The 26,519-nt window shown below is 31.7% G+C and carries 31 protein-coding genes and 1 pseudogene; 4 read left to right on the forward strand and 28 right to left on the reverse strand.

Translation table 11 applies throughout. The features are described 5' to 3' along the window. Positions 1–12: 12 nt before the first annotated feature. The 11 genes and pseudogenes from GMD78_RS05380 to GMD78_RS05430 form a co-directional block, all read right to left on the reverse strand. Positions 13–1,005 carry a S66 family peptidase gene (locus GMD78_RS05380; protein WP_155667715.1) on the reverse strand — a complete coding sequence of 331 codons (993 nt, stop codon included), beginning with the start codon at positions 1,003–1,005 and terminating at the stop codon, positions 13–15. 85 nt (positions 1,006–1,090) lie between these two features. Next, entirely contained in the window at positions 1,091–1,516 is a 426-nt protein-coding gene (locus tag GMD78_RS05385) for a hypothetical protein (RefSeq protein WP_196493738.1), read from the reverse strand. A gap of 129 nt (positions 1,517–1,645) precedes the next feature. Beyond that, positions 1,646–2,062 (reverse strand): hypothetical protein, encoded by a 417-nt coding sequence (locus GMD78_RS05390; protein ID WP_155667717.1) that lies wholly within the window; start codon positions 2,060–2,062, stop codon positions 1,646–1,648. Positions 2,063–2,526: 464 nt separating this feature from the next. After that, positions 2,527–3,150 carry a hypothetical protein gene (locus GMD78_RS05395; RefSeq protein WP_155667718.1) on the reverse strand — a complete coding sequence of 208 codons (624 nt, stop codon included), beginning with the start codon at positions 3,148–3,150 and terminating at the stop codon, positions 2,527–2,529. Between the two features lie 573 nt (positions 3,151–3,723). Beyond that, the gene (locus GMD78_RS05400; protein ID WP_155667719.1) at positions 3,724–4,155 is read right to left on the reverse strand and encodes a DUF4181 domain-containing protein; all 432 of its coding nucleotides are present in this window, start codon (positions 4,153–4,155) and stop codon (positions 3,724–3,726) included. Positions 4,156–4,231: 76 nt separating this feature from the next. Next, positions 4,232–4,785, reverse strand: a pseudogene (locus tag GMD78_RS21925) (DUF3885 domain-containing protein). A gap of 676 nt (positions 4,786–5,461) precedes the next feature. After that, positions 5,462–6,721: a serine hydrolase domain-containing protein gene (locus GMD78_RS05410; RefSeq protein ID WP_155667720.1), complete on the reverse strand. Its 1,260-nt coding sequence runs from the start codon at positions 6,719–6,721 to the stop codon at positions 5,462–5,464. A gap of 38 nt (positions 6,722–6,759) precedes the next feature. Continuing rightward, positions 6,760–7,671: a serine hydrolase domain-containing protein gene (locus GMD78_RS05415; RefSeq protein WP_155667721.1), complete on the reverse strand. Its 912-nt coding sequence runs from the start codon at positions 7,669–7,671 to the stop codon at positions 6,760–6,762. Positions 7,672–7,880: 209 nt separating this feature from the next. Continuing rightward, entirely contained in the window at positions 7,881–8,303 is a 423-nt protein-coding gene (locus GMD78_RS05420; RefSeq protein ID WP_155667722.1) for a hypothetical protein, read from the reverse strand. A 69-nt stretch (positions 8,304–8,372) separates the two neighbouring features. Continuing rightward, complete coding sequence (locus GMD78_RS05425; protein ID WP_155667723.1) at positions 8,373–8,900, reverse strand: nucleoside/nucleotide kinase family protein; 528 nt, start codon at positions 8,898–8,900, stop codon at positions 8,373–8,375. Between the two features lie 310 nt (positions 8,901–9,210). Then, positions 9,211–10,068: a LysR family transcriptional regulator gene (locus tag GMD78_RS05430; RefSeq protein ID WP_155667724.1), complete on the reverse strand. Its 858-nt coding sequence runs from the start codon at positions 10,066–10,068 to the stop codon at positions 9,211–9,213. A gap of 134 nt (positions 10,069–10,202) precedes the next feature. On the opposite strand from GMD78_RS05430, the gene GMD78_RS05435 reads away from it, so the two are divergent. Both GMD78_RS05435 and GMD78_RS05440 read left to right on the forward strand, forming a co-directional pair. Next, positions 10,203–10,778, forward strand: a complete 576-nt coding sequence (locus tag GMD78_RS05435; protein WP_155667726.1) for an NAD(P)H oxidoreductase — start codon at positions 10,203–10,205, stop codon at positions 10,776–10,778. Positions 10,779–10,822: 44 nt separating this feature from the next. Then, positions 10,823–11,371, forward strand: coding sequence for a flavodoxin family protein (locus tag GMD78_RS05440; RefSeq protein WP_343042159.1), 549 nt, complete (start codon positions 10,823–10,825; stop codon positions 11,369–11,371). A gap of 310 nt (positions 11,372–11,681) precedes the next feature. Here the strand turns inward: GMD78_RS05440 and pdxR are convergent, their stop codons facing one another. Next, positions 11,682–13,076: a MocR-like pyridoxine biosynthesis transcription factor PdxR gene (pdxR, locus tag GMD78_RS05445; protein ID WP_155667730.1), complete on the reverse strand. Its 1,395-nt coding sequence runs from the start codon at positions 13,074–13,076 to the stop codon at positions 11,682–11,684. A gap of 110 nt (positions 13,077–13,186) precedes the next feature. Here pdxR and GMD78_RS05450 point away from each other — a divergent pair, with 110 nt between their 5' ends. Next, positions 13,187–13,903, forward strand: a complete 717-nt coding sequence (locus GMD78_RS05450) for an aspartate/glutamate racemase family protein (RefSeq protein WP_343042160.1) — start codon at positions 13,187–13,189, stop codon at positions 13,901–13,903. A 375-nt stretch (positions 13,904–14,278) separates the two neighbouring features. Here the strand turns inward: GMD78_RS05450 and GMD78_RS05455 are convergent, their stop codons facing one another. Further along, entirely contained in the window at positions 14,279–14,872 is a 594-nt protein-coding gene (locus tag GMD78_RS05455) for a YdeI/OmpD-associated family protein (RefSeq protein WP_155667732.1), read from the reverse strand. Between the two features lie 258 nt (positions 14,873–15,130). Next, positions 15,131–15,532 (reverse strand): carboxymuconolactone decarboxylase family protein, encoded by a 402-nt coding sequence (locus tag GMD78_RS05460; protein ID WP_155667734.1) that lies wholly within the window; start codon positions 15,530–15,532, stop codon positions 15,131–15,133. A gap of 134 nt (positions 15,533–15,666) precedes the next feature. Between GMD78_RS05460 and GMD78_RS05465 the strand changes: the two genes are divergently transcribed. Beyond that, positions 15,667–16,110: an Lrp/AsnC family transcriptional regulator gene (locus GMD78_RS05465; RefSeq protein ID WP_155667736.1), complete on the forward strand. Its 444-nt coding sequence runs from the start codon at positions 15,667–15,669 to the stop codon at positions 16,108–16,110. A 272-nt stretch (positions 16,111–16,382) separates the two neighbouring features. Here the strand turns inward: GMD78_RS05465 and GMD78_RS05470 are convergent, their stop codons facing one another. The 14 genes from GMD78_RS05470 to GMD78_RS05540 all read right to left on the reverse strand — a co-directional run bounded on the left by GMD78_RS05470 (position 16,383) and on the right by GMD78_RS05540 (position 26,353). Then, a complete protein-coding gene (locus GMD78_RS05470; protein ID WP_155667737.1) occupies positions 16,383–16,859 on the reverse strand; it encodes an SRPBCC family protein in 477 nt (158 codons plus the stop codon). Positions 16,860–16,929: 70 nt separating this feature from the next. After that, a complete protein-coding gene (locus GMD78_RS05475) occupies positions 16,930–17,097 on the reverse strand; it encodes a hypothetical protein (RefSeq protein ID WP_155667739.1) in 168 nt (55 codons plus the stop codon). 76 nt (positions 17,098–17,173) lie between these two features. Further along, a complete protein-coding gene (locus tag GMD78_RS05480) occupies positions 17,174–17,539 on the reverse strand; it encodes a YybH family protein (protein WP_155667741.1) in 366 nt (121 codons plus the stop codon). 113 nt (positions 17,540–17,652) lie between these two features. Further along, the gene (locus tag GMD78_RS05485) at positions 17,653–17,991 is read right to left on the reverse strand and encodes a hypothetical protein (protein WP_155667743.1); all 339 of its coding nucleotides are present in this window, start codon (positions 17,989–17,991) and stop codon (positions 17,653–17,655) included. A 224-nt stretch (positions 17,992–18,215) separates the two neighbouring features. Further along, the gene (locus GMD78_RS05490) at positions 18,216–18,545 is read right to left on the reverse strand and encodes a hypothetical protein (protein ID WP_196493739.1); all 330 of its coding nucleotides are present in this window, start codon (positions 18,543–18,545) and stop codon (positions 18,216–18,218) included. A gap of 387 nt (positions 18,546–18,932) precedes the next feature. Next, entirely contained in the window at positions 18,933–19,751 is an 819-nt protein-coding gene (locus tag GMD78_RS05495) for an alpha/beta hydrolase family protein (protein ID WP_155667746.1), read from the reverse strand. 161 nt (positions 19,752–19,912) lie between these two features. Next, a complete protein-coding gene (locus GMD78_RS05500) occupies positions 19,913–20,383 on the reverse strand; it encodes a VOC family protein (RefSeq protein ID WP_343042137.1) in 471 nt (156 codons plus the stop codon). Between the two features lie 18 nt (positions 20,384–20,401). Continuing rightward, entirely contained in the window at positions 20,402–21,097 is a 696-nt protein-coding gene (locus GMD78_RS05505) for a VOC family protein (RefSeq protein WP_155667748.1), read from the reverse strand. Positions 21,098–21,414: 317 nt separating this feature from the next. Then, entirely contained in the window at positions 21,415–22,470 is a 1,056-nt protein-coding gene (locus GMD78_RS05510; RefSeq protein WP_155667751.1) for a flavin-containing monooxygenase, read from the reverse strand. Positions 22,471–22,794: 324 nt separating this feature from the next. Next, a complete protein-coding gene (locus tag GMD78_RS05520; RefSeq protein WP_155667755.1) occupies positions 22,795–23,082 on the reverse strand; it encodes a hypothetical protein in 288 nt (95 codons plus the stop codon). Positions 23,083–23,229: 147 nt separating this feature from the next. Continuing rightward, complete coding sequence (locus GMD78_RS05525; protein WP_155667757.1) at positions 23,230–23,757, reverse strand: hypothetical protein; 528 nt, start codon at positions 23,755–23,757, stop codon at positions 23,230–23,232. A gap of 326 nt (positions 23,758–24,083) precedes the next feature. Beyond that, the gene (locus tag GMD78_RS05530) at positions 24,084–24,530 is read right to left on the reverse strand and encodes a GNAT family N-acetyltransferase (RefSeq protein ID WP_155667759.1); all 447 of its coding nucleotides are present in this window, start codon (positions 24,528–24,530) and stop codon (positions 24,084–24,086) included. A gap of 204 nt (positions 24,531–24,734) precedes the next feature. Then, positions 24,735–25,484 carry a class I SAM-dependent methyltransferase gene (locus GMD78_RS05535; protein ID WP_155667761.1) on the reverse strand — a complete coding sequence of 250 codons (750 nt, stop codon included), beginning with the start codon at positions 25,482–25,484 and terminating at the stop codon, positions 24,735–24,737. Between the two features lie 308 nt (positions 25,485–25,792). After that, entirely contained in the window at positions 25,793–26,353 is a 561-nt protein-coding gene (locus GMD78_RS05540) for a hypothetical protein (protein ID WP_155667763.1), read from the reverse strand. Positions 26,354–26,519 lie beyond the last annotated feature (166 nt).

A 26,519-nucleotide genomic window follows, 5' to 3' on the forward strand; every position in this document is an offset into this window, starting at 1 on the left:
AAATAAGCTGTATTATTCGAAGACACCATCTTCAAGGAATGTAATTGTACCTTGAGTAGTATCTAGAATTACTTCAATCCCAATTGGAAATACATGCGATGGGAAGGTGTGTCCAATGTCAAAATTTGAAAGTATAGGTATATTCGTATCTCCAATTATTTCAATAAGTAATTCATCGAGTGAAAATGGCGAACCTAAATCATTGAAATGGTCATGCTTCCCAATTACCAAACCTGCAATTTCATCAAAAACTCCAGCTGCTTTTAACATACTTAGTGAACGTTCTTGAATAGCCATATCTTTATAGCCGTCTTCAATAAAGAGTATCGCTCCTTTTAATTTGGGAAAGTATTCTGAACCAAAGAATCCAGTCATCGTATTTAAATTTCCACCAATCAATCTCCCTGTGGCAATACCTTCACGAAGTGGTATCCATCCTTCATTGTTGAACATTTCTTTTTCTCTATCTTGTGAGTCCCAATCTAACCTTTCCAACGGTACTTCTAGCGAGAACGGAGCTCTCTTCTTTAATTTCATTATATCTTCAAAATACTCTTTTCCCTTTGGTAACATTTCAGGAAATTCACCGAAAGAAGGGATAATAGCAGGACCATAAAAAGTAGTTAATCCTGTTTTAGCATATATTCCTAATAAAAGAGCAGTGACATCACTGTATCCCATTACAACTTTAGGTTTGTTTTTTAAATATTCGTAGTCAATATACGGTAGTAAGGAATTAGAATTTAGTCCTCCATCTGTACTTATAATTGCTTTTACATCGTCATTATAAATTAACTCATTTATTTCTTCGGCTCTTGCTCTAATTGAACCTGAACGATAAGATTGTATTTCCCTCGTACAAGAACCCTCTATAATATTAAATCCCATTTTCTCTAACTGAATTAATCCTCTTTGATATCTTTCCTTATATAGAACCGGTGCTGGTGACGATGGAGTAATAATGCCAACAGTATCTCCTCTTTTCAAAAATTTAGGTTTCAACATAGAATAACAACCTTTCCACGACAGATTTTGTTTTATGAAGTATCTTAATAGTCCATTATCTTGTTAAACAATGGAACTATGCTTTTTATTTATTGAAGCTTGTAACTCCAAAAGTTATACCCTTTTCCAGACAGTCACTTTCTAAAGTCGAAGCATCAACTCCACCACCACCACCTTCTACAGTATCTCCTTCAAGAACGGTTCCATGGTCTGGAATTTTAACACCATGTAGATCATTTTCTGTATATGCAGTAGTACCTTTTGGCCAAATGGGTACCTTAATTTTATTTAAATCATCTTTGATGGTACTCTTAATATACAAACATTTCGTTTCATTATCGTATTCAAGAACACCTTTAAGTTTTTCTTCCATACCATCTTCTATATCGTGAGTCATAACAACTGGGTCACCATCGGAAATTTTAAATTTCTCATTCTCCTTTGCTCCACTACACCCGTTTATAACAATTAAACAAATAATTATAACCACACTACAAAGTATCCGATTCACTTTATGTACCCCATTTCAGTATAGGTTTTATTTATTCCGCAAAATTGCCCGATTGCGGAACACAAGTTAAACATCAATCTTTAGTTGAATAAGAATTAAATTTCTATTAACTGAGATAAATCAATTAGGTTAAGGGTTTATAACTAATCCACTTAACGAACCCCCTATATTAAAAGGTACTTTTTCATTCCCTTCAACTACATTACCCTTAAGGTCAATTTCTAAATTAATAGTTTCTATCCCGTCCTCTTTGAGTTTTAATGGCATTGAAATTTCCCTAGTTTTATCAGATCTAATATTGAAATCTTCCACAAATTTAACCGTTTCTCTTTCAGCACTGGTATTATTTGATTTTTCCGCATCATATGGATAGCTTATTTTCAAAGAAAGGTTATCTAAATCAAAACCAGATTCATTTTTTATTTCAATTGTATTTGATTTGACTTCGATATTTATATTCTCATCATCAAACGCTTCTTTTTCTTCTGAACAGCCTATTATCACACCGAGAAGTATTATACTACCAATCAAAACAAGATATTTCATTATCGCTTCCCTCCTAAAACTCGTTAAGTAAACCTGCCCAGTTAGTATAATCTTAACATAATATTCTAAATATTAACCCCGAAAATAAAGACCATCAATGTGATGATCCTTTATTTCACTCTTGCATCCTTTAACTGAAGATGAAGATATACTTTACTTATTCTTGTAAATTTCCATGCTGGATTCCAAACAACTTCCCACAAATGTCCGTCTGGGTCTTGAAAAAATATATATGACTGTAAGATTTATCTTCTTCTTATCCCCAATATATTCCCCCCTCTCAATATTCAACTCTACTACTCCGTTAACTAATTAACTCAATATTTCAATACTAACATAATATTCCAAAATAACATTTGAATTTTACCAAAAGAAAAAGATGATCAAATTTAGTGACCATCTTTTTCACCTCATGCCCCCTATAGATTAAGTGCGTTACTTCACAATGTAGTACATACAGTCCTTTAGTTATGATTCATATTTTTTTCTTCTATATTTATCTTCAGTAGTAGTACCATATCATCTTGTTTAATCATTCTCTTTATTGATTCCTCATCTTGTAAATCAACCGTACTTATAGAGTTGCTTTTTGTTTCACGATATGCTGCTAATATTTTTGTTTCACCTAATTCTAAATTTACTTCTTTATTATCCATGGCATAGTTCCAAGAACTTATAATATCGGTCTTAGATTCATTTTCGATTATTGATTGTTGAGCGCTTACACCAGGTCCATATAGAACTACTATAGTATCTTCTGAATTAGGATTTATCATCCCAAACCCCAAATTCCCTTCCTCAAATTCATTTGGGCTGTTACCGTAAGATAATTGCGTCAATGGTTGAGAATCTTTTTTACCATCATTGTACCTTTCTACCCAAAGATTTACCCAACTTTTATCTGCATTAGGTAATTTGAAATTAAAATCGAATAGTATCCCTAAATTTAACCCTTCAAAGGTGTTCGCAAATTCAGAATCTGAATTAACTGAAATGGTAGCTATATCTTCACTTGAATTAGTACAACCAGAGCTTAATAATAAGAACAAAAATAAGAAAGAACTGAACAAGAAAAAATTTTTTATCAAAGAGCCTCCCCCAATCTAAAAACATTTTTACTAAAATACTTCGCAACAATCTTAAATTCCATTAACCTGCCTTGTTAGCTTAATACTCCACACTTCAATACTAACAAAATATTCCAAACAAATTATCGAGAGATTTTACAATAGAAAAGACGGTCCATTTTAATCGCTCTGTTTTACTTTTTTCAACCCTCAAATTTCTTCATTACAGGAATGCTCCTATATGTATTGAACTACATAATGCTCCTCCAATATCATTCAATTATTAAGGTTCTTCGATAGATAGAAATTCTCCTTATTGAACAAAACCTGCAGCGGTAATTGAATAACTAAAAGGTGATACATTTATTATTGGAATATATCTCCCGTTAGATCAGGTATATTTTTACTTAAACCTTATAATAATTAGCACTGCTATTATCACTACCAAAATGATTAACCAAAAGATATTGCTGATAATAAATTCAATCACCGTTTTTCCCCTCACGCACCTAACTTTCTATCATTCAATCGTCCTATTACATTAGTAAATCATCTTATTCAACTACTACCCTCTTTAATTCAATATTTCATAACTTAGATTAATCCAAAAAAATCAGTATTGAATAAGGTAATGAGCAAAATAAGCAAAAATATTGTTTCACTAATTGTCACTTTATAAGCATTAGGATTTTGTGCATACTTTCGTTCCATAACAGCACTAACTATCTGAGAAACAAAAGCAAAAATAATTAGTATAAACCACGGCTGTAAAAACCAGTACCAATGTGCTGGGTCTCTTGTAATGTTTATACCATACCCTAACAAAAGACTGACAATAGTCACAATTCTAATTGTCCATTCAATACTTTTATGTTTCCCATTAACGTAATTATTGGAAAGGAATTTCTTCCTCTCCACATTCAACCATTTTCTCATTATTGTATGAAATGAAACCAACAATAATAAAACAATAGCTAACAATAATACTAATCTAATTCCAAAATCTGACTCCACACCATAACCCATATATAAAACACCCCCACCACACTTCTGAATTTACATTATAGGATAATTCTATTATTTATTAAGCTGCTGCGTTAGCTCAATATTCTTTTTTGAAGACTTTATCTATTTCGACTCGGTCATAGTCCAATATCCACTTGTTACATTCTTTATAAAGTGAATATAAATCCTCTTTATTAGATGCAATAACGTCACAACCTCGATCATCATATAAATGGTAAATCATTTTCTTAGTAATATTGACAAAATATATGTCAATTCCACTTCGCGGAAACCCTTTTAAAATTTTCTCTTGATGTGGGAAATCTTCATAACTAATTGCATTTAAAAGTGATTTAATCGAATGTCTTTCTTTTTACAGTGCAGAACAAATCTATGCGTAACCATTTCTTCATCTTCCAACATATTCGGTAAAACTCTATGTTGAAGTTTTCTTACGGTCTCTTTACTCTTTATATATTTCTGGTACACTTTTGTTGGTCTCTTTTGCAAGAATGTATTGTTTTGTTCACAATGTATATCCGTAATAAGGAACATTTCATCCATATTATTAAACACCTTATTGAATATTGTAACCGTTCTTTCTTTTATTTGCTGAAGATTAATTTTGTTCTCATGGTCCACCCAAGGCATAGAAATTTCAAATCTGATTCCATATTTCCATAAGTAAAATAGAGGTTGCACTCATAGCGGCGTTGAGTTACCGTTGGTGTTTCTACGACTCCATTTGGGCACTCATAGCGGTGATGAGTTACTGTTTGACGTTTCTACGACTTCATTTGGGCACTCATACTCGCGATGAGTTACCGTTTGGTGTTTCTCCGGCTTCGTTTGGGCACTCATACTCGCGATGAGTTACCGTTTGACGTTTCTCCGACTCCATTTGGGCACTCATAGCGGCGTTGAGTTACCGTTTGACGTTTCTACGACTTCATTTGGGCACTCTAAGTTCTAAATGCGGAAAATTTTCTCGAATAAGTTTATCTAATTGCTCGTTCAAACCTCATTTCTCTTTGCATTTAAGCTTGTTGCTTTATTCATTTTAATTCTCTTTTCAAAAAAATCCTACAACACCTTTTCCACCAAACCATTTTTCAACTATCTCGTCAATTTCTAAAGAAAATCATTAACATATTCAACTACTTATGTACTTTCAGTCAAAGGATTTCATTTCACTTTAATCGTTGGAAGTTAATGATACACTGTAGTTAAAGAGGCTATTAAAAGAACTTCTGTGAGTTGTTGATAATCAAGTTTACTAATCTTACTTTTTATCATTATAATTAATTTCTTTTTCTGATAGAGGAGCTTATTTCTTGATATAACCGAAAAAAGTCATATCACCGTTTTCATTCCTAGCTATTCTGTATGGCGCAATTTGGTCAGAATATCTTCGAACAAATCTTCCTTTACCTATCGGATAAATTTCAATATGAAGATTACCCCTGAGCCTAGTAAAGTATAAATTTCCTTTGATGAGTTCTATTTCAATCTTATTTTGTAAGTATGTTCCACAATACTCTTTTAACTGTTCTTCGCTAAGGGAATATTCTTCATGAATGTTCGGATGAGTTACATCAACATGATGCAGAATATCAGAGATTGCATTCCCCAATCTATATTGATCGATAGCTTCATTATTCGAAAGAATGATTATACAAATATCTTCATCAAAATAATTTTGCATAAAAGTGGTTACACCAAGGTGATCTCCTCCGTGAGAATATCTGTCTGTACCGTAAACATGGTGGTGTTCCAGTCCATAACAGTAGTTATCTTGGTTCTTGTTGAAAAATCGTGTATAAGTTTTCTGCGATAGAATTTTCCGATCACGCAAACAGGAATACCATTTGAATAGATCATCGGAGTTTGAAATGATAGAACCTGCACCAATGCTAAATTTTTCGTTATGATAAGGAGATTTTATGTTTGCATCAAAATCTTTTACATAATTACAAGATCTATTTTTAATCGTTTTACATCCGTCATCAACATAACTGTTCGCCATATTCAAAGGTATAAATATGTTGTTACGAATAAAATCTTCATAATTTTCTCCTGAAACATATTCAATAATCCAAGCAAGTAGATTATAATTCGAAATATTGTAATCAAACTCTTTTCCTGATGGATTTATAGGTTTTTTATTAATATATAAATTAAAAAAATCGATTCTTGAGTAATTCATTCTATTATATTCAGCAAAAAAATCATTCTCAAAATTATAGAAATTATATAACCCTGAAGTATGTGATAATAAGTGATGTACAGTAATCGAATCATCGATCTTCAAATCTATAGGGAGGAAAAGATTTGCAGGTTTATCGATATCTAACATTTTTTTGTCATATAAGAGCATGATTGCAAAGGCAGTAAACTGTTTAGACATAGAGGCAATGGAGAAGCAAGATTTTATTTCATTTTTAATTCCAAACTCAATACTTGAATAACCATATGCTCTTTCAAAAAGAATTTCATCTTTTTTAATGACTTGAATAACCCCGTAAAAGTCCCACAAATTAAGATAATTATTTATATATGTGTCAAGTTTCATAGATACCTCTTGCATCAGTTCTCTCCTCACAACTTTTCTCTTCGTATTTTCATTCATACCAAACTCCGTAAATACTCTTCAAAATAGAGTTTAGGTAAATGTTTTCTATTATCTTGTAATTGACTTTTTGCTACTGCAACTATATTTAACTTTGGGACTACGAATATATATTGTCCAAAAATTCCATTAGCATAGTAATAATCAATTGAATCCTTCGTTTTATTGCTCTCAAACGTCCATAGTTGAAAACCGTACCCGTAAGTTCCGTACTCTGAGAATCCGACATTTTTGTAAGCAGAAGTAGACTGTGATACCCAAATCGGTGAAATAATCTGCTTCGCATTATATCTTCCATTATTTAAAAATAATAAGCCAATTTTCATCATATCATCAATGTTCATAGATAAACTAAAGCCACCTTCATAAATACCTTGAGGGTCAGATCTCCAACTATACTTGTTAATTCCTAATGGTTTGAAGAGGCTTTCATTTGCAAAATCAGCTGTTGAAACGTCAGTAACCTTAGTAATAATGGCACTAAGCAAATGTGAATTCCCTGAATTATACTGAAAGGTTGTTCCAGGATTATAAATAGCAGGCTGCTCCAAAATAGAATTAACCCAGTTTTTTGATGCTTGATAATTAGCTACTTTAAGACCAGAAGTCATTGTAAGTAAATGAAAGATTGTAATATTTCTTTTACTTGATTCATTATTATTTATTATATCAGGGAAATAGTTATATATGGGATAATGTATAGTTTGAATTAAACCTCTATCTATTAAAATGCCAATTAAGATAGATGTAATACTTTTGGTAATAGAATAAACTTTCGAATGCTTTTCTTGGACCTTCTTATTCTTAAAATACTCAAAAACCCTTTTTTCATCTTTGTTTATGATAAAACCCTCTATTCGACAACTTTTAAGATTTTTTTCTAAATTTTCATATGAATTATGTTCCATATTTTCTATAAGTACACCTCATTTAACTTTTGATAACATTATTGATTCCTTATTTTAAGTATGATATCTAACAACAATCCACTTATCTTCGCTGTAAATGTGTATACCATTCTTTTATTCTTATTCATCAATAATGCCTTGTTAACTTAACACTCCGATGATCGACTTTTTTAAATATTGACTCCGTTACTTTAATATAAATGACTGATTTATGTATGGTTATTCTTAAAAAAACTTGAGGTTATTTTAGTCAAAAAACGAAGAACTAAATAAATAATAAAAAAATTAAATACAAAACCTAATATCTCAAAGTTAACATAGCCATTCGAATAATAACTGAACCATTGAGCAGGGAACCCATAATAATAATTACCATTTTCGATATAAACTCCTAGAACTGGTACAAACGCAAACCCTATCGTAATAATATAACTTACGAAATACAAGTTTTTATAAATTCTCATATCTTTTCCAAATAAATATACCCCAACCAGACCTATTATCAGAGAACCAATAATAACAATTATTAAAAAAATAGGTTCACCTATATTGTTATACATCCTATTGCTTAAAATCATTAGTAATAGTAATAAACTAATAATATAAAAAAACTGAAATTTACCCTTTTTCATAATTACCCCCTTATTTTTTTAAACTAATCGATTTTCTTTCTCAACTAATAGCACCCTTTGTTGTAAAAATTAATATTTGAATGAAGGATTTTCTCTTATATTCAGAAAGATTTCATCTAAATCTGATGGCTGTAAGTAGGTTGTATTATAGAGAAAGCGTTTATCTATTCCTTTACTTTCAAAATCATTCATTAATTCTAAACATCTTACTCCCATCTGATGTTCTTTAAACCTTAAAGCATCTCTTCTCAACAGTTCAGCACTATCGACCCATAATACAACATATATAATTTCTACGCTTTTTACCTCAGCATAAATCTTTTGAGAAAATTTTTCTACTTCTTCTGGAAAAGCAACATAATCAATGATTACATTCATATTCGCCTGAACAAAATTGATACTTAAGTCGGCTATATTTTCCCAAGTTAGTGAAAGTAATTCTTCGCTTTCCCACGGTGGAAGGTATCCACCAATAACCATATGATTGATAAAATCCCCCTCAATATAAGCACTATTGTCAAACTGTACAGCAAGACCCTTTGAAGTTGTGGATTTACCAACTCCTGCTGGTCCAGATATAATATAAATTGTATTCATTAATTCCACCCACTTTTTAAAGTACATATGTAATTTAAATATTCACATCTATCGTTTTTTATTTTACCATATATTCAGAATACTTATAATCCACCCCATCTATTTTTAGGTTCTGCTCCCAAATGTAGTTATTCCTCCGCTTTTCTTTTCAAAAATGTATAGTATATTCTACTACTATAAAAAAAACTTTCTCCCAAAATTGGGAAAAAGTCTAAAGATTGAACAAGAGTAGAGAAAGGAAATATAACAATTTAAGGATGTAGTCACAGTTAGAAAACACTGAATACGGATTGAAAATCGATTGAAACCACTATCGTTGCGAGATTAAGAGATCCAAAAATACCTCTAAATTTTTTGAAACCCATTTACCCTTATGGATTGCTGTATAAATCCCCAATGATTGGGATTCTCCATTTACTTGTAATTCCTCAATCAATCCATTGTCTAATTCTTCTTTAATTATAAATTGGGGAAGCATAGATTTTCCTAGTCCGCATAGAACACACTTTTTAATTGCCTCAACACTGGGTAATTCTACTTTTGATATAGATTCATATCCTTCATTTTTTATATATTGTTCTACAGCAGGACGCCAACTACATGAATATTCTGTAACAAGCATCGTATCTGGTGTCGTATTATTTACTTTTCTAACAGATTTTATCAGAGAAAGGGTTTCATCCTTTATTTTTTCAGTAGTTAAATCTTTTACACTCCAATTAGGTAATTCGACTAGAATCGCAACGTCTATATCATCATTCTTTAATTGCGATGACAAATCCTCATAATGAAGGGATTTTAGTGTTAATTCAACGTTTGGATACTTTTCCATAAATTCCATAATGATAGCCGGCAACCAGTAGATCATCAAGGATTCACTTGCTCCGATAGTAAGTTGACCAGAAGGCCCATCTGATGTATTTATTACCTCTTTGGACTTAGAATAAAGTTTTATAATGTCTATTGCGTATGGAAAAAAGTCTTTACCTGCTTGAGTTAAAGTAATATTTCTACCTAAACGATCAAATAACGGTTTCCCTAACTCTTCCTCTAATTCCTTGATATGTCCAGTAACTGATGACTGGGCATATCCTAATTCTTCAGCAGCTTTCTTAAACCCACCAGTCTCAACAATGGTTTTAAAGGTAATAAGGTGGCGAAGTTCCATTTCATACCTCTTTTCTACTTTATTATCATTTTTACTGAATCAATATATCGAAAACATCTATTTTACTGAACTTAATTCTTACTATAAACTGAACGTATAACATTTTCAAATAAAAAAAGAAAGGGTTAGAGTATATGAAAATATTAACTGTTATAACTCATCCCAGAAAAGATTCCTTAACATTTAAGGTTGCCAACCGATTTGTTCAAGGATTAATAGACGCAGGGCATGAAGCTGAAATATTAGATTTATATCGTAGCAATTTTGATCCGGTTTTATGGGAGAAAGATGAACCGACATGGGCTACTAATACCCAAAAGTTCTCACCCGAAGTTGAAGTAGAAATGGAAAGATTGAAAAAAGTTGACGCATTGGCATTTGTATTTCCGCTTTGGTGGTGGAGTATGCCAGCCATGTTAAAGGGATACATTGATCGTGTATGGAACTACGGATTTGCTTATGGACCGAATAAATTGAATCACCAACATGTATTATGGCTTAGCCTAGCCGGTGCCCCTATTGAAAGATTTACTAAAAGACGTTACGACAAGATGATGGACCATTACTTTAACATAGGTTTAGCAGATTATTGTGGAATTCCAAGTTCAGATTTTAAGCTCTTATATGAAACAATAGGTGCAAAACCGGGCTATATGGAAAATTGGCTAAATCAAGCCTATAAATTAGGATTAGAGTATGCCAAGAATTAATAAATTTTCGACCGATTTACAGAAGGAGTTGTTATTCAATGAGCATTATGGCACTTTTAGGGAGTTCAAGAAGAAATGGTAATACAGAGTATCTAGTAAATAAGGCTTTACAGGATATTGACCACAAAACCATCTATCTATTGGAAAATGAAATAAAACCTATAGTAGATAAGAGACATGCAAATGAAAATTTTAGTGATGTAAATGATGATTATGAAAGGTTATTCTTAGAGTTTCTAAAACATGACACTCTATTTTTCGTCACACCATTATATTGGTTTGGAATGTCTGGTCAATTAAAGAATTTCATTGATAGATGGAGTCAATATTTAAGGGATAATCGTTTTGATTTCAAAGAAGAAATGAAAAAGAAAAAAGCTTATGTTATTGTTGTTGGAAACAATCCAGATCCCAAAATCTCCGCACTACCACTGATACAACAGTTTGATTATATTTTCAACTATGTAGGAATTGAATTTGTCGATTATATTATTGGTAAAGCAAACAAACCAAATGAAATTTTAAAAGACTCGTCTGCATTAAAAAAAGCAAATTTATGGAATGAAAAGTTGAAAAGTTCTACCGTTAAGTAGATACTGATTGAGAATTTTTTAGATAGACAAAAAAGGTTATAACCAGGCAGGCCCTAATATGAACAAACAAATGAAAAAGGTGAATTGTGATCATTTCTTTCTAATGTTGCTTGCATTTACAAGGCTTGGGAATAATGTTTCCAAGCCTCGTTCATCTAATTCTTGCAACTCGTATACTGTATGCCGATAAACTATCTTATTTACAAATAACCTGCTGAGACTCATGATTCCCTTCCACTTTCCCGTGGATTATTACATAGACATGAGAACGTTCTCTGAATCCAAGAATACCTTTTGGATTTTTTCTGATTCAATATGTCTCTATGGCTTTTTTAAGTCTTCTAACACCTTCTTCTATTTTTTCAGTTGGTAAGCTCCCGTATCCCATAACAATCTTATTGGAATGTTTGCCTTTTAAAATAGAATACTGTTCAACCGAGTAAATTTTCACAGAATGCTCTTGTATCCAATGAATTAGACGCTTACTAAATTTGATGGATGGAAATTCTACCACTAAATGCATTCCAGCGGCATGTCCCAAAATCGAACAATCCGAGAAATGTTGATTTAAACTCTTGACCAGTGCCTCTCTTCTTTGTTTGTAAATTCTCTTCATCTTTCGAACATGACGCTCAATATAGCCTTCTTTGATAAAACGAGCTAGTATCATTTGCTCTAGGGATGAATTATGTCTATCAGTAAACCACTTTATTTTTTTGAAACGATCTATTAATTTTGTTGGCAATACAACATACCCAATCCTTAAAGAAGGAGATAAAATTTTACTAAATGTACCTACATAAATCACTCGATCTGGTTTAAGCCCCTGAACGGAAGGTATAGGAGTTCCCTCATATGTAAATTCACTATCATAATCATCTTCAACTATATAGCAGTTAAATTTACGTGCATATTCGATAAGTTGAATTCTCCTTTGAATGGTTAAGGTTCCTCCTAACGGAAATTGATGAGAAGGAAGTATGAATACAAACCCAGGAGGATTCACCTGTGAAAGTTCCTCTGGTTTAATACCTTTATCATCAACAGGAATTGGAGATATGGCAGCACCACCATAGGAAAATATGGTTCGCATCTCATCACTCACTGGATCTTCAACAGCAACATATTCGTTATTTTTTATTAATAGGTTGGTAATTAATGATAATGCCTGAGTTGCCCCGGAAGTAATCATGATTTGATCAGGATGACTTACGACTCCTCTGTTCCTTAAAAGATACCTAGATAACTCCTCTTTTAGTTCTATAATGCCCTCTGAAGAATGATAGCCAAAGATAGAATTTGGGGCATCATAGTACACTTCTTTAGCCAATCTCCCCCATATTTTTCTGGGAAAATGATCCATAGCAGGTGTTGCAGCCTTGAAGTCAATTAATTCCTTGTTGGTATTCTCATGATGCTTTTCCTCTGAGTTATAGGATTGTTGATGTTGACTCTTATTAAATGTTGATCCCGGAGCAACATACGTCCCAGATCTTGGACGAACGATTAAATACCCCTCTGCGACTAACTGATCATAGACTTCAATAATAATGTTTCGAGAAACACCAAGAGAGTTTGATAATTCCCTTGTGGAAGGCATTTTGTCATTAACTTTTACAGTTCCATTTAAAATATAATCTCTTAGCTGTTCATAAACCTGCAATGTTAACGTCTTTTTATCTGATCGACTTACTTGAAACCACATGAGATTATCACCACCATTAATCTGGTACTATAAAAATCTATTTTTTTTGGATCTATATAATACCAGTATAATATGCTATTTTTGAATTAATGTAAAGGAGGCGTATTGTGGTGAAAACTATTGGATTAATTGGTGGATTAAGCTGGGAATCAACAAGTGTTTATTATTCTTATATCAATCGATATGTTCAACGGGAATTAGGTGGTATACATTCTGCCAAATGTTTAATTTATTCGTTTGATTTTGAAGAAATTGCATCACTTCAAAGATCAGGTAATTGGGAAGTAGCAACAAGTAGAATGGTAGAGGCTGCAAAATGCTTAGAAAAAGGTGGTGCAGAACTGATAGTAATATGTACAAATACAATGCATCTCATGGCAGATGATATCAAGAAAGCTTGCAATATACCGTTAATTCATATCGTAGATTGTGTTGTTAGCGAAATTCAAAACCAGTCTATTTCCAGAGTTGGTTTACTCGGCACAAAATTTACGATGGAACAATCTTTCTACAAGAAATTGCTAAACAAGCACGACATTGATGTTCTAATACCAAGTGAAAAAGATAGGCAAGTCATACATGATGTCATTTTCAATGAATTGTGTAAAGGAAATTTGAAGGACTCGTCTAAAGAGAAGTATTTAGATATTATAAGAAAATTAGTAGAGGATGGTGCGGAAGGCATCATTCTAGGGTGTACAGAAATTCCGTTATTGATCAAACAAGATGATACAGAAATTCCACTATTTGATACTACGCAAATACACGCAAATAAAGTTGCAGAACTTGGATTACAAGATAAAAGCAACAGTCCATTAACTATCTAAAAGAATATGGAGTATTTTAGTAGGTTACTAGGACAGGTTTTATATCTAGAGTTTTCAAATACTGAGTACACTGGGGCCTGTCCGTTTTTGCTATAAATTGTATCCTGGTGGACTTCGGAGTCGACTTTCACACGATTGCCTGGGAAATTAACTTTTAACATCTTTGTGGTTCAAAAACATTAAAAAGCAACCTTTAGAAAAAACAATAAGTTCTCCGAAACCGGAAGTTATAATAAATAATTCTTCTGGATGTTGCCATTTAAGATATCCTAGAATAATTGATTCAATGTTACCTCTGACCAATAAGCAGATTGATAAAACGAAAAGTGCGGTAATTTCTTAAAGTTAGATTAATTCACTATCTCATCGAAAATTCTAATCATTTAATCCCTTTCCATTGAGAATTTTCGGTATATATTTTTCAATCCTTGACTCTCGAGTTTTAGACTGTTTGGCTTTAGAAAAATAAAGAATATATGCTCTTTGTCGTCCCGGCGTCAAAGCTTCAAATGCAGTTTTCAAGTTAGCGTTATCATCAAACTTATTTAGAAGTTCTTCAGGGATTTCGTAATCTGTAGTCTTTTTAAATTTCACTTCCAAACCGACTTGTTCCACTTCAATTGCCGCATAAATATAATCCTTCAAAATCATTTCCATCTCAACTATTTCTTGTACATTGGAGAACCGAATCTGGCGCTGTGCCTGCGAATTCTCCCCGGGTTTGATTAGAATTCTATTTGGATCTTTTAATAAGGAACCTTTGAAAAACATAAGCGCAACGTATTCTTTAAATCCTTGTATTATAACTATATTACTTTTCTGAAACGTGTAACACGGCTTGTTCCACTTCAATTCTTCGGTCAGTTCACAATCAAGAATGATTTCTCTCAATTTCTCAAATTCATCCTGCCACTTATTGGCTTTACTTAAATATTCATCAACCTTAGGATTCAATCTACTATTTATCATCAAATATACCCTTTCTTTATTTAAAAATATGTTTTTAATACTATTAGTACTAAGGAAGCAAATTACTCAGTTAATTTTTTGTTAATCCCTTTACAACTAAAATTCCTCGTTAAAAAGATGATCACCTTGTTAAACTATTTAACCCATTAGTTGAAGAACAATTATTGTATATTCATCACTTGGTTTAGTCACATCGAAGATGCCTTCTTATTAAAGACAAGCAATCATTTGTTGAATAATTCTATTGGTTATATTCTGTTATAATTTCATTATTGCACCAAAATATTGTGAAGCAGTAGTAAAAGAAATAAATGCACATAATTCGCTTATTTCATCTTCAGTGAAACATTCTCTCAAAACATCAAAAGTTGAATCAGCTATATCTCCCTTTTGTTTTAAGAAAACTTCTGCAAATCCTACTGCAATAGATGTTTTTTCATCAAACTTACCTGTATCTGGTTTTCCTTTGGCTTTACAATATTCACATCCGTTACTTTGAGCTAATGTTCTTCTTACTTGTTCCTTTAAATTAGATTTTAGTATCCCATTTTTCTCTAACACATCACCTAACTGACTCCACCCTTCCATTACATCCTTATTATGCCCCAATAATCTTTGAAAAGGTGTTTCCCCATAATTAGATTCAACAATTCTTGCCATATAAGTCCCTCCTTGTTATATTTTATATGTGAATTAATTATATAAAATATAACAAGTAATTAACATTAAATTTGCAACGATAATCAAATAAATAATTTCAAAAATCAACAATTAAAGATAGGAAAACTTTAAAAATGAAAATAGATGATATTGACAAAAAGATTATAGATGAACTACATAATAACAGTCGTTTATCAATGAGCGAGCTTGGGCGAAGGGTGAATCTGTCCTCACCATCCGTAACGGAACGAGTGAGGCGAATGGAATCATTTGGCATTATAAAAAAATATACTATAGAAGTTGATTATGAGAAATTAGGTTTACCAATCCAGTGCATTATTGAAGCAACTGTTAAAAATGGTGACTATAAGTCTTTTAAAAATTATATAGAGAAGCTTCCAAACGTAGAATTTTGTTATCGAATAGCAGGAAATGCTTGTTATATGATTAAAATGCAATTTGAAACTTTCACTAATGTAGAAAAATTCATCGATGAAGTAAGCCAAATTGCACAAACTGCAACATATTTTATTTTTTCACAAGTACCGACAAAATTTAATAAGAATAGAAATAGGTGATCATTCCTAATAATCACCTTTATCAACTAAGTCTCTGTTTAATAAACTAGATTTATGGATATTATATATTCAATTCTTCATAGTCAACTACATAAATTTAGTTTTGTTGAAATTGTTTGTTGATATACCTGATCGTGCTCAACAATATCGTTAATGGGATTATAGCTTTAATAAGCTCTACAATTTACATGGGTGAATTTCAAAAAAAAAACAACCACCAATTATTAATCGTATTAACTTATTGTGCATTCGGCTACATATATTTAAGTAAACTAATTTTTATACAAATTTGTTTTGTAGTATTCACGTAATTCAAGTGCATTATCTTCCCATTCTACTGTATGACCATAGATTAATTGACCAAGGACATCCAAGCATCTATGCCATCCTGCCGCTATATATATCGCCATTGTTTGATCATCAAACGTATGACTAAATGTCAAGGTACATCCTTGATCCGCTACATGTATTCTTATCTCTAACAAATCATCAATTTCCTGAAAACAAAAGAAATATGGAGGAATTAATTCGGTAATAACTGCCTCATAGACTGACCCTTCACCATCATCGAACATTATCTTTCCTCCAACACTAAGATCCATATCTCCAGTTGCAAATGGATACCACTGAGTAAAGTAATCAGGATCCGTTATAAAACGAAATACTTTTTCAGGACTAAATGGATATTTACGTTCAAAAACCAAAGCGTATCTTCCATCTCTTTCATGGAGACTGCCATAGTTACTCATAAATGTTACCCCCTTTTTTCGAATGAATTATAATTTCCAATACTTACACATAGTTAAATATTTTATTGAATCAAAGGATTTTTGCAAAGGCAAACCATCTATCGAGTTTTGAATCCTCGGTTGCAAAAGGAATGATTAAGACTTTATCTTCTGCTCCTACCTGATGTGAAAAATAATTCATTACATTATCAAGTTCCCCGGTTAAAGGAATTCCTCCCCCAATAAAACACAGTCTCATTAATGTTTCTCCTTGTTATGTATTTACTAATTTATCTCGTAATTATATTAACAACGAGTTAGCCGAAAAAGAGTAATTAATTACTGCTTAAATGTTCGTGGATTAATTTCCATTTTTGATCATGATCTTTTATAAAAACATTTGTAGCTCGTCCACTTCCAGATACAAAGCTTTCATTATAATACCCCTCATAGTGATATGTATAAATACAAGTTGCACTATTTTCATCAACTACTAACCATTGTATATCTGAGACTGAATAGACTTCTTCCTTGATAATGTTCCAAGAGTTCTCCAAATAATTATGAATCTCTTCTACTGATGTACAAGTTTTATCGGAAAACCAATAGACTGCATTGGGGTGTAATAACTGTTTCACATTCTCAAAATGATGCGTGTTTGTAGACTTGATATATTCTTCTAAAACATTTCTATAACTCATTTGCATTCCTCACTTAAATTCCATTTAAATCCTTTATATATTTAAAATCTTCATGAACTACCGACCAGATAGTTTAATAACTTCTACAAAAAGAGTGATTAATCCTTCTTGAATTAACACACACGTCTGTTTAAGTAGCGATAAAAACCAATAATTAAAAAAGTGAAAGCAACTAATTCAAGTATATTAGGAATTATTGAAAACAAAACCACTAACTCTGCAGTAGTCATATCAAACCATAAATTTTTATTCTCATCCCCTAGCCAGTCTATATAACGTCCTACTAAAGGAGGAGCTACAAATGAATAAATTTTATGAATTAAGATCAATAGAAAAAAATAAATGCCTGCTTTAAACGAATAAATTTTACAAAACCACAAGCCAATTATAAGTAAAACAAAAACTAAAATAGAGATTATTATTTCAGTAATTCCACCTATACTACCTATCAAAATATCCCCCCTAGCCGATATCTTCTTTAGTAAATTCCTTTAATACTATATCCCTTATTAAACAATTGCCCTGATAGTTGAAGAAACTATGATTTTTCTTTAAAGGCAATAACTATGAACAATATACCGGTTACTAAAAATAACGAAGTAAAGATGTTATCAAAAAATGAATTACCTAGATAAGTCAGGTATGAACTCGCATTTATATGTGCAAGCCAAACTTCTTAGGCATTCTCTTCTCTTGCTATTTTTTTATTATCTTGGTGAATACTTTTCATCCCTTCAAAGAACTTAAACTTTTTACGGCAATATTTTGATAATTCTCCACTATAAGACATTAGATGTTCTAAATAATACTTCGAAAAGTTTAATCTATTTAACATTTCCTGTTCTTCTTCTGTAATAGAACCATGACCTGGAATATGAAAATTAATATTATGGTTATGTAATATATAATCCGCTTTTTTCATAGTATCAAGATAATCATTGTAGCTACTAAAAATAAAAGGAAATTCGACATTGGACAGGTAATCTCCCGAAAGAAATATACCCAAAGGTTCAAATTAACTCTTCCTTTTCTACTTTTTTAGGCAAAATTAATAGATTTTTATACAATGCTACCTGGTTGATTCAATTTCTCTACATCAATACTAACATAATATTCTAAAGATATTATTAAATAATAAAATAAGACGATCGATTGATGACCGTCCTAATTAATTATTACAACCGTTCGACAACGTTAATATCTTGATGTAATTCTTAAATAATAACCATCTGGATCAATACTTTCAACGAACAATTTCAGTCTTACATTCATTATTGTTTTTTCATTGAATTAGGTCTCCATAATTTTGGTTACGTACACTGCTAGAAGAAACGTCTCTAATCAGAATATTTAACTTCATGTCTTCAATTTTTTTAGGAAAATGAGTATCCAATTAATGACTGCCAAGATGCTTTTCAAACCAATTGCAGACTTTTAGTTTCATCCTATAAGCAAATTGGTGATCAGCAAAAGGCATCCAAAGTTGAAGATTCTCAGGGTGTTCAGCGTACAATGGTAGCAACTTTTTATAGAGTTCTAACGAGTAAATGAATAGTGAATCAGTATCTTGATCACCATTGATAATTAGTAATGGTTTGGGTGAAAAATTACTCATCTTTTCATATGGATCTATCCTTTGGAAGTACTCTGTTCTTTTGGCAATTTCTTTCTCTGCATTCTGAATCTGTTCACTCCATTGTTTATAAGTACCAGTTGATAGAATGCTATCTTTCCATGCTTTAGTAAAAGCTGGCTTTCCTGCTATTGGAACTGCAACCTTAATATTAGGGTTATTAGCAGCGATATAAAACGATGCATACCCCCCCATGGAAAAACCTGTTATTCCTATTTTACTCGAGTCAATCTCATTTCTACTTTTATAATATTCAATGAGACTTTGTATATCTATTGCAGACTGTTCAATTATTTCATGCATGTGAACATAAGTATCGAGACCTGTATTTGGTGGAAATACTTCAGAAAACTTGTTATTTTCGTTCCTCGTTTCCCTTTTACCATGTTCTTTACAATCCATACTAACGTAATAAAATCCTTTTTTTGCAAGCATATATCCAAAATCTATAGCTTGTTCACGATCTCCTCCATATCCATGTAGATAAAAGATTAACGGGTATTTATTTAATTCACTTTGATAAATACTTAAAATCGGTATGTCATTCACCAAGCTATCTTCGATTATTATTTTAGTCATAAGTGACACCTCTCTTATTAATAACTCTATTTACCACCTAAGAAAATATTATCCATTTTAACTTACTCCTTTCTCGCAAAAAAATAAAAGGTTGTTTAAAACAGAATTCATAACGGTCCAAGGTCATCTGTTAAACTGATAAATTATCAGTTCTATCTTTTTTATCTATTTTGACTATTAATTAATAATTTCTCCCACTCTTCAAATGATAACTTTTCAGAAATATGTTTTAATTGATCAGGAACATCAATATAGCTCATCAATTCTAGACTATTGCCATCTGGGTCTCGAAAATAAACTGAGGCATTTCCCTGATGCGGTCTTATAAACGGCTCAACCGAAGTTCTACTACCAAAAGGGACAGCTTTAATTTCTAAGGATTCTAGCCATTCAATTGATTTCTTTAAATCCTCATAAGAAACTCGAAAAGCAATATGTCTCAATGATGGATGATAAGTAGTTTGGTACTCCATTCCTTCCCACAATCCTAGCCAACTTTTCCCCTCTTCTAACCAAAAAAAAGCTGTCTCTTCATCACGCCAAGCAAACTTTAAACCTAAACTTTGGTAAAATTTAATCGAAATTTCTAAATTTTCTACAGGTAAATGTGCTTCATATAATCCATTTATCACTACTACCTCTCCTTTATATTAACGATTATTAATGACTTTATCTTTACAAGATGCTTCTACTTTTATTTTATAAGGATGATTCGGTACATTAATGAGCATCGTTTTCTCTCCATTAATTGTTACATTGATTTTTGAAATAACGGGGTTTTTATTTCCCATAAACCATTTTCGGTTTTTATTGACAACGATAAATAATCCATGATCATCACCCAATGCTTTAAACTGTTCAAAATCACGAAATACAGGAATATGAAGGTCATTTAATAGCGCTTTGAAATTCTCCGGACTATCTACTGGAAAACCAATTTCACTTACACTTAAAATTGAAGCCCCACTAAACTCTTCATCGCTAAATTGATTAAGCCTTTCTTTTTCGATTAGTTCCACAATATTCCCTGATGGATCAAAAAAGTAAAATGCCTTTGCGTCCCATGGACTGGGAAAATGAATAATTTCTTCTCCATCCTCTGTTAATATTTCAGTCCGCTCCGACAACCAATTCTTTGCTTCCATCAGTTTTTCGTTCGGGATATTAAAAGCAAAATGATAAAAAGAATCTTCCTCGCTACTCACAAATATAAGTTTTGAATTACCAATCTTTAATGTAAATGACTGCTCATTTTCTATAAACAATGGGATGCTTAGTTTTTCAACGTAAAATCTTTTCATTTCTTGTAATTTAGATGTTAGTAATGACAATTCCTTTATTTCCATACGAATTCCTCCATTTTTTTCTTATCCCTTTTCTAAATTTTACTAAACAACTGATAATTATAAAAATACTAATTTCCTTTCTTTATTGATAAGTTTTTCTTATATAGTAAAACTGTTAGCACAACCTTTACTTCGATACTAACAAAGAGCTCAAAAAGTATTTTTACAAAAAAAGATGATCATGATGATCACCTTCTTTAACAACCGCACACTTCAGTACAACAAAAAAAGTTAATAAAACTAATATTTAATTCTTTCTAAAATGATAATTTTCAAGTTAAACTCTTGCACCCTCTATTATTCATAGTAAGATATATTTATATTTTAGAAACATTTGACATAATTGTTGGTACTAGATAATTAGCATCCAAACTTACTCCACATATTAACCCTGAACCTCGTTGATATTGCCAAGGTAATCCTATAAAATATAGGCCATTAACTTTGGTTATACCCCTTTTATGTATTGGTTTTCCATCATCAGAAATAACTCCCTCTATATTAATCCACTCGTATGAAGGAATGAAACCAGTGGACCATATAATACTTTCGAATTTCTTTCGGGTGTTATCTTCAAAACAAACTTCTGTATCACTGACCTGTATAACTTTAGGTCTAACATCAACTATTTTATTTTTAATAAGTTTTTTTAATTCTTTTCCGAAAATCGGGTCATTCTGTTTTTGAAACCATTTACCTTTTAGCGTATCTTCACCTGCATAAAGCAACCCTAATATTTTCAGCCAACTAAATATACTTCTTCCAAGGAATGTTAAAGGTAGAAATTTGAATTTATGACCAACCGCTATTGTAACATTTTTATCCTTTGCTAATTCCACTGCAATTTGTGCTCCAGAATTACCACCACCAACAACTAATATATCACTCCCTGGAACTTCCCTCGGCGAATGATATTCAGAAGAGTGAAGCTGAAAAGTACCCGCTTCCCTTTTAATTACATTAGGTATATAAGGTTTTTGAAAAGCCCCAGTTGCTATTATCACTTGTTGGGCATTGATCTTCCCGTTGCTAGTTTCCAAGAGGAATGTATCATCTAACTGTTTATGTATTTTAACTACGTTAGTTTTAAGCATTATTGGTAGGTCAAAGTGCTTAACATAGTTATCCAAATAATCCGCAACATCATCTTTCGTTGGAAACTCTTTCAATAAACCTTTCATCTTCAATCCAGGTAAACTACTATATCTACGTGGAGTAAATAAAACCAAAGAATCATATCTTTTTCTCCAAGAATCGCCTACGCGATCATTTTTATCCAATATAACAAATGGAATATTTTCCTTTTTTAGGTAATATCCCATTGCTATACCTGCTTGACCTCCTCCAATAATAACAACTTTATAATTTATCATTGTTCTCACTCCTCACATACAAATACATTCTAATGTTTGTTTGAATATAATTATATATGGGTACCAGAAAAAGTAAAACATGATTTTTAAGTATTCTTTCCCGATAAAACTACAATCTGAGTCTAATTGAATGATCGCCCCCTTAGCTTAAGAACAGTTGCTAGGGTTATTTTACTTCAATGACAAAAGCATAATAGGAATCCCCGGATGAGTAATTCCCATTTACTGAGTTCCAATTTGCTAAAAAATCATAATAATATATACCTGCCTCACTTGGAACAGTGAGTACACCATCTAAATATTCATCTTTTACCCATTCTTGGTCTATGTCGAGCATTCTTGATACAGAAATACTAGACGGCTTTGGTTCATAAATAAATTGGATTTTAAATTTTCACCTTTTTGAACTTGGAAAGGTACTTTTCCCTCTAGTATTTCAGGTGGTCCAGTATATTCAACACAACCAGTATTCCAACAATAGGAAGCGCGTACCACTTCAATACCTTCATCACCAACTGGAATAATTGGTATTGGTGGTGCATCTCCTTCTAGCTCTTTAACTGAGCATCCTGCTGAAAAAGTAACCATCACTAAAACTAAAAAACAAAACAATCATTTTTACACACTTTTAGCCTCAAACTAATCACCCTATAATAAAGAAGATTGTTATCAATAGAATGATTCTTCTTACACTAAACTGCTACGTAGCTAAATAACTTCACACATCGCCTTGTTTAAAGTAGTACCATACAAAAATAATTATCTTCCTCCTGACTCGATCTTTTCAAATATATTAGAATAAGTACTTCTGATATTGGTTTCATTTTCTGTATCATTGTATAATCCAAATCCCCACCCCTGAAATTCATCTTCTCCTTTGCTTATAATGCCTGTTGCATACATTTGGTCATCAACATCTGGAAATTCTTCATAGGTTATATCGTCATTTATAAATGGCACATATGCTTTCTTTGATTCTATAAAAAAGAAAGGAATATTTGATTCGCTATACACTTTTGCATATTTATTTTCTCCTGCTTGTTCTAGATATTCCTTCATAATGAAAACAGCATCTAATTCGACAGAAATATCTTTGACATTAGATTCTAATTCATCAAAAGTTATACTTTGAAAATGGACATTTTCCTCTCTTACGTCAGGCTTTTCACCTATGACACCGATGTCCAAATCACTACCCTCGTATACCGGAGTTTCATATTCATTTTCTGCATTACAACCTATTAAAAATACTGATAGAACAAGATATCCTAGAACTAACTTTTTCATACAATGTACCCCCCCACTACTAAACATTAACCATTGTTAGCAATACATATGATTTCTTTTACAACTCAAAATTACTTCATTACCTTGATATATATAAAGGTTGCCAACAACCACCCTTGTTCCACAAACTTACGACTTTGCTTCGATAACCGTGCGATCTCCCTGATTGAAGATACACCTCTCATTATGATAAAGAATGATCTAAGAGGTTGTAACTTCTTTTGATAGTTCTTAGTAACAACACACTTCCAATCGATTAAAGAATGATTTTAATTTTCTAAACGTAAAATAATTGCAGGTAAAAGTCTGCTCTCATTAGTGTAATACTACTTAAACGTATACTTAAATAAAAGTTCTCCATTTGGGTCTCTTTCATTCATGGACTCAAATCCGATACTTTTATATAAATTATAAGCTGCTTTATTCTCTTCAATGATACTTAAATATATTTCCTTTACCCCATATTCTTTTGAAACGACATCAATAAGTTTCATCATTGACTTTCTTCCTAAGCCTTTACCTTGATATCTTTCATCTATCATTATTCTATCGAACCATGTATCTTTGTTTGGCCCAAAAGAACCGTACATAGCAAATCCAATAATATCCTCATCATGGTATATAGCTACTGGATGCCATTCTTTGTAAATATCAGCTTCTTGTAGACATTCATCTACAGATTCAATAAATCTCACCTGCCCCGGCTTTAATTTTATATCTCTAACTATGCATTCATTGGTATCATCAATATCTCTAATATACACATGCTCCATGTTTTTACCCCCCGTCACTCTTTAACATTATCAATCTACGATAAACCCAAGTTTAACTTTATTTCATATATACTGACCAATATGCCCATCCGTTTTTGAATAACTACTACCTAAATACTAACATAATATTCCAAATATATATTAGAGTTTTAACCATAAGTAAAAAGCTGCACGATGCAGCTTCCTTGATATACCATTTCACGCTTACTTTTTTGCTATTATAAGAAACCTTTTAGAGTTTGTTTCGATTCCTTTTTCTTTTCTATTGTTTTCAATGAAACCATTCAATAATTCAAAGTCCTTTTTATCTTCACCAAAATCAGGAATAATTGGGGTATGTGTAAGCAAAAAAATAATATCTTCTGGTCTTTCAAAATATTCGATTGCATCATATTCAAAGGATTGAATTTCAGAAAAACCTGCCTGTTTAAGTTCACGAATATATCGTTCTTTTAATGCACCATCCGTTTTATCAAAAGCTTGACCTCGACCAAATGCTTTTTTTATATTTAATTTATCTGCTTCACTTACCTGTTGTGTGAGAAACCACCCACCACTTTTTAATACCTTAATTATTTCTATTGAAGAAAATGGTGCGTGACAACTTGAAACTACATCAAAAAATGCATTGGGAAATTGCAAATCATCAGATGACATTTGAAAAAACTTAACATTTAATACTTTAGATGTTTTTAAGTTAGATTGAGCTGTTTCCAACATACCTTTGGATAGATCAATTCCAATCAAGAATAATAGTGAGGGTGCTATTCTTAATATATTTTCACCGCCACCAGTACCAATATCTAAAAGAACGTCTGATTTTTCGCATCTTTTGATTACTTCATCATAAAACTCCCACTTAACACCTTCAGAGAAGGATTTTATATTACTAAAATCCCAACCGTTTATTTTACCGACCTTATCATAAAATTTTTCATAATCAATGTTTCTCATTGTTTACCACCTTTCAAATGTAAAAAACAAGACACCATCATACAGTGTCTTGTTTTTCTTAGTATATAAATGACTACCAACACTGTTTAAGGTATAGGTTTTTAAAAAGGGCATACTTCACCCTTGGTGGTTAGTACGCGTTTTTTCTAGCCCGAAAACCTAGATACTTCGAACAATCCAGTAAGACATTCCATTCACTCCATTTGAAAGATTAGATTAATTACAACATACTTACAGTTAATTATAAACCTTTTTCTTAGTTAATGCGCCCGTTACATTATGTACCATCATTAGTTTCAACTAATATTTTACCCATTTTTCTTCTCTAAGTAGTTTAACCCTTGTTTAAGCACCTTGAAACGTGTAATAGATACGCTAGGTACTAATAATCCTAATATAAATAGAAATATAAAGAATACAATCAATAGTTCAATTCGTAAAAGAGCTACATAGATAGTCAATAAAAAGATAGATATGAATGTAAAAGCTACGATTAATGAAACTTCTAACTTAATTCGTCCTTTTCCTCTCTCAATATAGTCTTCTATCATTTCTTTTGTTAAAAAGATTTCTTGTAATTTATAGTTATGTAGAATCCTTCTTTGTATAAGATAGCCTAGTGTGCCAGCAGCAATTGACCCAGCTATCGCTATAATAATATGAGCACCTACACTTAACGAGTCTGTACTTAAACTACTTAATAATGCTGAGACAAGAGGAATCGATATCCAGTATTTCCAATTACTCATTAAGTTAACATTTTCATTGAATACTTTATAAACCCTCATAGTTTTAATATCAATAAAAATTGTGTAACCTGAAGTGTTTTTATTACTATAGTTGTAAATTGGAAGCAACTTCTTTTCCATGTGTTATCCCTCTCTTTTCCAGTTTACTAATAAAAAGTATAGCAAATTTTTCCATAATACAACTATAGTTTCATGTCATCTCCACTATTCTCTTTTCAAAACAAAAAAACTCTCATCTATTGACTATTTGCCTTAATTTGACATCCTCCCCCACCTAAAATCCGAA

The organism is Ornithinibacillus caprae, from assembly GCF_009728145.1.
GTDB lineage: Bacteria > Bacillota > Bacilli > Bacillales > Amphibacillaceae > Ornithinibacillus > Ornithinibacillus caprae.